Raw genomic sequence first — 6,232 nt, 5'->3', positions numbered from 1 at the left:
GTCGCGATCCTCGACCTGCCCGGCGATCACCTCGCGCCACCGTGGCTCGCGTGGTGCACACCGGTCGCCGCGGCCCTCGCCTGGGCGCTCGCCGGCCTGTGCTGGCGCGCCGGGACCCGTCACTACCAAGGAGCCGGTGGATGAGCATCATCGAGACCCGAGACCTCGTGCGCGACTTCAAGCGGACCCGTGCCGTCGATCACCTGTCGATTGCCGTCGAGCCGGGTGAGGCCGTCGGCTACATCGGCGCGAACGGCGCCGGCAAGTCGACGACGATCAAGATGCTCACCGGGATCCTGGTTCCGACGTCGGGGTCGATCCGGGTGGCCGGGGTCGACCCCAGCCGCAAGCGCGCGCAGCTGGCCCGCCGGATCGGGGTGGTCTTCGGCCAGCGCACCACGCTCTGGTGGGACCTCCCGCTCCAGGACTCCTTCGAGCTCCTCCAGAAGGTCTACCGGACCGACCCGGAGCGGCACCGGGCCAACCTCGCGGAGTTCGTCGAGCTGCTCGGCCTGGGCGACCTGCTGCACACACCGGTCCGCCAGCTCAGCCTCGGCCAGCGGATGCGCGGGGACATCGTCGCGGCGCTCCTGCACGAGCCCGAGATCCTCTACCTCGACGAGCCGACCATCGGCCTCGACGTGGTGAGCAAGGGCCGGCTGCGCGAGTTCCTCCGCGCGCTCAACGCCGAGCGCGGCACCACGTTGCTGCTCACGACCCACGATCTGCAGGACATCGAGGCACTGTGCCGCCGGGTGGTCGTCATCGACCACGGCACCGCCGTCTACGACGGCCCGCCGGCCGGGCTGCACCGGCAGGGCGGCTCGACCCGGACGCTGGTGGTCGACCTGGTCGACGAGGCCCCGCCGATCACCGTCGCGGGCGCCACCTGCCAGCGCGTCGAGGGGCCGCGCCAGTGGCTGTCGTTCCCGGCCGACGCCTCGGCCGCCCCCATCGTGGCCGCGGTCGTGGCGGCGTACGACGTCGCGGACCTGTCGGTGCAGGAACCCGACATCGAGGACGTGATCCGCGAGCTCTACCTGCGCTGACGGCTCAGGATCAGCGCTGCGCGGTCGTCGTCGCCCCGGTCGACCTGGGCGATGATCCGTGCGGCCGCACCGGCGAAGCCGGACCCGATCGCCTCCTGGGCGGTGCGCTGGAGCCAGGCGATCCCGGCGTCGATCGAGCTGCCACGCGCCTCGACCACCCCGTCGGTGTAGAACAGCAGCGCCTCGCCGTCCAGCAGCTTGCCCTGGCTGGAGTGCAGCTCGGGCCGAGGCAGCACGCCCAGCGCCGTCCCGCGCGCGTTGTCGATGACCCACTCGCCGGACGGCACGTCCCAGCGGAGCGCGGGCGGGTGGCCGGCGCTGGTGATCTGGTAGGTCCCCTCGACCAGGTCGAGCTGGAGGTGGACCGCGGTGGCGAACGCCTCGTCGTCCTGTTGCCGCAGCAGGAAGTCGTTGGCGGCACGGAACAGTTGCTTGGGCGGCAGCGCCCGGATCAGCCCGCCGAGCGCGCCGGCGAACTGCAGCGCCGCCGGGCCGGCGGCGGTCCCCTTGCCGCAGACGTCGACCAGGATCAGCTCCAGGCTCCGCCGGTCCTGGCTCAGGTCGGCGACCAGGAAGTCGCCGGCGTAGTTGACGCCGTTCGCAGCCAGCATCGCGCTCTGCGCCTGCCACCCGTCGGGCAGCTCGGGGATCCGGCCCTGCGCCTGCAGCCGTCCCCGGAGCTCGCCGAGGAGCTCCTCGCTCAGCGTGGACGGCAGGTCGCTGTGCGCGCGGTGGGCGATGTAGACGACGATCACGACCGCCAGGAGGAACTCGACGATGCTCACCACGTGGATCGCGGACATGTCCTCCTGGAGCGCGATCGAGAGCGATCCGGCCACCGCGTCGAGGGACGCGACGACCAGCAGCGGGCGGAAGCTGAGCAGGATCCGCGCGACGAGCAGCCAGAGGAAGTAGGCCGGCAGGGGCATCCAGCCGCGGTGGATCAACGACACGACGAACGAGGCGGCGATAAGCAGGCAGATCACCGCGGCCGCTGTCCACTGCGCCCGCACGGAGCCGCTGCGCCACGCGTCCACGCGTGCGCGGACGAAGGGCGCGACCCGGACCGGCATTGGCCAAGAGTAGGTCGTGTTCTGCCTAGACTCCCCGCCGTGGCTGACTCGCCTGTGGAGATCCGTCGGGCCGGGCCCGGAGACGTCGACGCCCTGCTCACGGTCTCGACCGGGCTGTGGCAGGAGGACGCCGGCACCCACGACCCGGAGGTGATGAACACCGACTGGCCGCGAGACCACGGTCGGGCGTCGTTCGAGGCGCTGCCCGCCGACGCCGACCGGGTCGGCCTCCTCGCCGAGGTCGACGGTGCGCTGGCCGGCGGGCTGATGGGCTCCTATCCGGAGCTGACGCCGTTCGGCCGGCAGCGGGTGGCACAGCTCACCAGCCTGTGGGTGCTGCCCGAGCACCGTGGTGCCGGCGTCGGCGGGCTCCTGGTCGAGGCCTTCCTCGGGTGGGCCCGCGAGCGCGGCGCGCGCCACGCCGCCGTCACCGCGTTCGCCGCCAACCCCGCCGCCATCCGGCTCTACGAGAAGCACGGGTTCGGCTCGCACACGGTGACCCTGCGGGCCCGTCTCTAGCACTTTCGTCCAGCACTTTCGCGGTATCGCCTGGCCGCCCCGCTCGTGCCACCTACGCTGACGGCGTGACGAGCGACGACCTCATCGGCAGCCTCGAGGAGGCAGTCGCGGCGAGCCCGGACGACGTCGCACTTCGCGCCCACCTGGCCGAGCTGCTGCTTCTCGCAGGCCGACGATCCGATGTCGTACCCCACGCAGCGCACCTGCTCCACCTCGACCCCCGGTCCGCCGCCGGCCGGGCCCTCATGCTCCAGGCGCTCGACGAGACGGAGTCGGCGTCCACCCCGCCGGCACCTGCGATGCCCAGCGACCAGCCGGGATCCGGCTTCGACTGGCGGGCTGCCGAGGACGAGCTGGGTGGTCTCCTCCCGCCGATGTTCGCCGGCTCATCTCCCGAGCGGTCCGAGGTCGGGGCCCACGACGTCGAGTCGGCCGGGATCACCTTGGCCGACGTCGGCGGCATGGAGGGAGTCAAGAAGCGTCTCAACGCCGCATTCCTCGCCCCGATGCGCAACGAGCGGCTCCGCACGATGTACCGCAAGAGCCTGCGCGGCGGGCTGCTCCTCTACGGCCCGCCCGGCTGCGGGAAGACCTACATCGCGCGAGCCTTGGCCGGCGAGCTGCAGGCAAGGTTCATGGCGGTGTCGTTGGCCGACATCCTCGACATGTGGGTCGGCAACAGCGAGCGCAACGTGCACGAGCTGTTCGAGACGGCCCGGGCCAACGCACCGAGCGTCCTGTTCCTCGACGAGGTCGATGCCATCGGCCACAAGCGAAGCCGGATGAGCTCCGACGTGATGCGCAACACCGTCAACCAGCTGCTCCTCGAGCTGGACAGCGTTTCCGACTCCAACGACGGAGTGTTCGTCCTCGCGGCCACCAACCATCCGTGGGACGTCGATGCGGCGCTGCGCCGGCCGGGCCGGTTCGACCGGACGATCCTGGTGCTCCCACCAGACCTCGAGGCCCGGGCCACGATCTGGCAGATGTGCCTCAGGGACCGCCCTGTCTCGGGCATCGACGTCCGGAGGCTCGCGAAGCTTACCGACGGCTTCACCGGCGCCGACATCGCGCACCTGTGCGACAGCGCGGCCGAGCTTGCGCTGATGGACGCGGTGGAGACCGGTGTGCCGAGGATGATCGGCCAGGCCGATGTCGAGGCGGCCCTGAAGGAGGTGCGTCCGTCGGTCGGCCCGTGGTTCGAGACTGCTCGCAACGTCGCGATGTTCGCCAACGAGGACGGCACCTACGACGACCTGCTCCGCTACCTGAGGAAGCACCGTCGACTGTGACGACCTACGGGGAGCAGGCACGGGTCGAGCACCTGCTCTCGATCCGGCGCGGGACCGAGGCCGTGGCCGAGGCCACGCGGCTGCTCGCCCGCAACCCCGACGACGCGGAGGCGGTGCGGCTGCTCGCGCTGGCACACGACGTCGCCGGCAACCGGGCGGAGGCCGTGGCCTGGTCTCGACGAGCGGTTGCAGCGGCCCCGGACGACCACAGAGCCCATGTGCTCCTGTCACGGACCCTTCGTGGTGCGAGGGCGTTCCAGGAGGCTGCTGAAGCGGCGTACGAAGCCCTGCGCCTCGCGCCGGGCGACGCCTCTGCAGCCAGCAGCTACGCCGTGGCACTCAGCGATGCAGGCCATCCGCGAGAGGCGGAGTGGGCCGCCCGGCGCGCGGTCGAACTCTCGCCCACCGACCCGGCGTCCCATCTGAACCTCGGATACGTACTCCATCGCGTGCAGCCCGATGCTGCACGGCGAGCCTATGAGGAGTGCCTGCGGCTCGACCCGGCCAACGCCCTCGCGATCCAGAACCTCGGCGCTTTGAAGAGCAAGTCCTCGCCGATGGAGGCGATCGACAAGTTCGCCGCGTCACTCGCGGTCGACCCCAGCCACGACATCGCCCGCGAGAACCTGTCTCGGACCCTGAATCGCAGGCTCTGGATCATCCTGATCATCACCGTGTTCACCGTGCAGGGGATCGGCCGGACGGACACGCCCGAGGCCGGGCCCGCCGTCGCGGGGGCCTTGGCACTCGGTCTCGCGGCTGCAGGCTGGACATGGTTCAGGCTGCCGCGCACCGTACGTCGAGCTTGGCTGCCGCTGGTGCTACCCAACCTCGCGGGGAAGCTCCGGCCCTTCGCTGTGACCGGGGCGGGGCTGGCGGTGTCGCTCGGCGGCTGTGCCTGGATCGAGCTCGCGCCGGCCGGCGCGGCCGGGCCCATGGTGCTCGTGGTCGCGGGCGTCGTCGTCATGGCCGCGGGACTGGTCGAGATGGTTTTCGCCTCGCGTGACCACCATTAGCTGGTGCGGAACCTCGCGGCGACCTCGTCGGACAGCGCCGCCTCGACCCGCTCCCGTATCTCGGCCGACATCGCGGGCAGGTCGTCGAGCGGCCACCAGCGCACGTCGGTGGACTCGTCGTCGGCGACGTAGGCCTCCCCCGACACCCAGGTGCAGGCGAAGGTGAGGTCGAGGTAGACGGCCCGGTCGCCGTTCTCGTAGGTCTTCTCCCGGCCGGCACCGGTCGAGGCCAGGCGGTCGACCCGGATCACGACGCCGGTCTCCTCCATCGCCTCGCGGATCGCGGTCACCGCGGGCTCCTCGCCCGGATCCACGATGCCGGTCACCGGCGTCCAGGCGCCGTTGTCGCTCCGCTTGACGAACAGCAGCTCGTCGCCACGCCGGATGACCGCGGTGACCCCGGGCATCCACAGCAGGTCGTTGCCGATCTTCGCGCGCAGGGTCAGGACGAACTCGGGGGTCGGCACCGCGTCACTCTAGGCACCCAGTCTCGGCGAGCTCGATGAGTACGCCGGGGTAGATGTCGACCCCGGGTGGGGCCTCGAGGATCATCCGGGCGTGCTCGCGGCTGATCCGTCGGGTGCCTCGGTGGTCGACGAGGAAGCCGAGCCCGTGTGGGGTCAGCCAGACATACCGGCCGGCGCCGCATTGTCGGGCGCGGTAGCCGGCGTGGGTCTTCCACCGGTGGTGTTGGCGGCGCAGCGGGCCGGAGTTGTGGGTGCCGGTCTGGCCCGGTGGCCCGTTCTCGTCATAGGGGGTGGGGTGGTCGTAGTCGACCCGCCGGCTGGTCGAGGTGGCGTAGGGCCAGTAGTCACCACCGGTGACCAGGTGGACCCGCTCCTTCAAGGACTCGGGGTGCTCATAGGCGGTGGTCCGGACCCGGTCGGAGAGGTCCAGCACCGGCCTGACAGTCAGGGACGTGCGCGCCAGCAGCGTCTGCAACGAAGCCAGGGTGGCCGGGCCGAGCCCCTCGACCCGGGCCACCGCCTCGGTCCCGTGGACGGCGGCTTCGTGCAAGTGCACGTAGAGCACCGCCGTGGGCGCCAACCGCGACAGGTCCGCGGCACGGAGCGCGTCGAGCAGGTCGGCCGGGAACGCGGTCGCCCGCGACTCATCGGGTCCCACCTCGACCTGCCCGGGGATCTGTTCTTGGGGGTCGCGGTGCTCCAGCAGCAGCGCGAGGAGCTCGGCGGGGCGGGCCAGCCAGCCGAACCCGATCGACCGCAGCTCATCCGCACCAGCGTCGGGGTGCAGCGGTGCGATGATCTCCGCGACCCGGGCCA

6 protein-coding genes and 1 pseudogene are annotated in these 6,232 nt (G+C 71.6%); 4 read left to right on the top strand and 3 right to left on the bottom strand.

Features of this window, described 5'->3' with window-relative positions; genetic code table 11:
- Window positions 1-140: 140 nt before the first annotated feature.
- Complete coding sequence (locus VFV89_RS17920) at window positions 141-1,049, top strand: ABC transporter ATP-binding protein (protein WP_329707326.1); 909 nt, start codon at window positions 141-143, stop codon at window positions 1,047-1,049.
- On the opposite strand, the gene VFV89_RS17915 is transcribed toward VFV89_RS17920, so the two are convergent.
- Entirely contained in the window at window positions 1,037-2,122 is a 1,086-nt protein-coding gene (locus VFV89_RS17915; protein WP_329707325.1) for a PP2C family protein-serine/threonine phosphatase, read from the bottom strand. The genes VFV89_RS17920 and VFV89_RS17915 overlap by 13 nt on opposite strands.
- Before the next feature lie 39 nt (window positions 2,123-2,161).
- On the opposite strand from VFV89_RS17915, the gene VFV89_RS17910 reads away from it, so the two are divergent.
- The 3 genes from VFV89_RS17910 to VFV89_RS17900 all read left to right on the top strand — a co-directional run bounded on the left by VFV89_RS17910 (window position 2,162) and on the right by VFV89_RS17900 (window position 4,949).
- Complete coding sequence (locus VFV89_RS17910) at window positions 2,162-2,641, top strand: GNAT family N-acetyltransferase (protein ID WP_329707324.1); 480 nt, start codon at window positions 2,162-2,164, stop codon at window positions 2,639-2,641.
- Window positions 2,642-2,706: 65 nt separating this feature from the next.
- Window positions 2,707-3,933, top strand: coding sequence for an ATP-binding protein (locus VFV89_RS17905; RefSeq protein ID WP_329707323.1), 1,227 nt, complete (start codon window positions 2,707-2,709; stop codon window positions 3,931-3,933).
- The gene (locus VFV89_RS17900) at window positions 3,837-4,949 is read left to right on the top strand and encodes a tetratricopeptide repeat protein (protein WP_329707322.1); all 1,113 of its coding nucleotides are present in this window, start codon (window positions 3,837-3,839) and stop codon (window positions 4,947-4,949) included. Before VFV89_RS17905 ends, VFV89_RS17900 begins: the two co-directional genes overlap by 97 nt.
- On the opposite strand, the gene VFV89_RS17895 is transcribed toward VFV89_RS17900, so the two are convergent.
- Together VFV89_RS17895 and VFV89_RS17890 are read right to left on the bottom strand one after the other, a co-directional pair.
- Window positions 4,946-5,416: an NUDIX domain-containing protein gene (locus VFV89_RS17895; RefSeq protein ID WP_329707321.1), complete on the bottom strand. Its 471-nt coding sequence runs from the start codon at window positions 5,414-5,416 to the stop codon at window positions 4,946-4,948. The genes VFV89_RS17900 and VFV89_RS17895 overlap by 4 nt on opposite strands.
- Before the next feature lie 4 nt (window positions 5,417-5,420).
- Window positions 5,421-6,232: pseudogene (locus tag VFV89_RS17890) on the bottom strand (hypothetical protein); the annotation flags it as partial.

It is taken from the genome of Nocardioides sp., assembly GCF_036274455.1.
GTDB lineage: Bacteria > Actinomycetota > Actinomycetes > Propionibacteriales > Nocardioidaceae > Nocardioides.
This window is presented reverse-complemented; position numbering and strand designations above follow the sequence as displayed.

Excerpts from the sequence above, each read along its gene's own strand:
- VFV89_RS17915 (WP_329707325.1), bottom strand. The coding sequence starts at position 2,122 with ATGCCGGTCCGGGTCGCGCCCTTCGTCCGCGCACGCGTGGACGCGTGG.
- VFV89_RS17920 (WP_329707326.1), top strand. The coding sequence starts at position 141 with ATGAGCATCATCGAGACCCGAGACCTCGTGCGCGACTTCAAGCGGACC.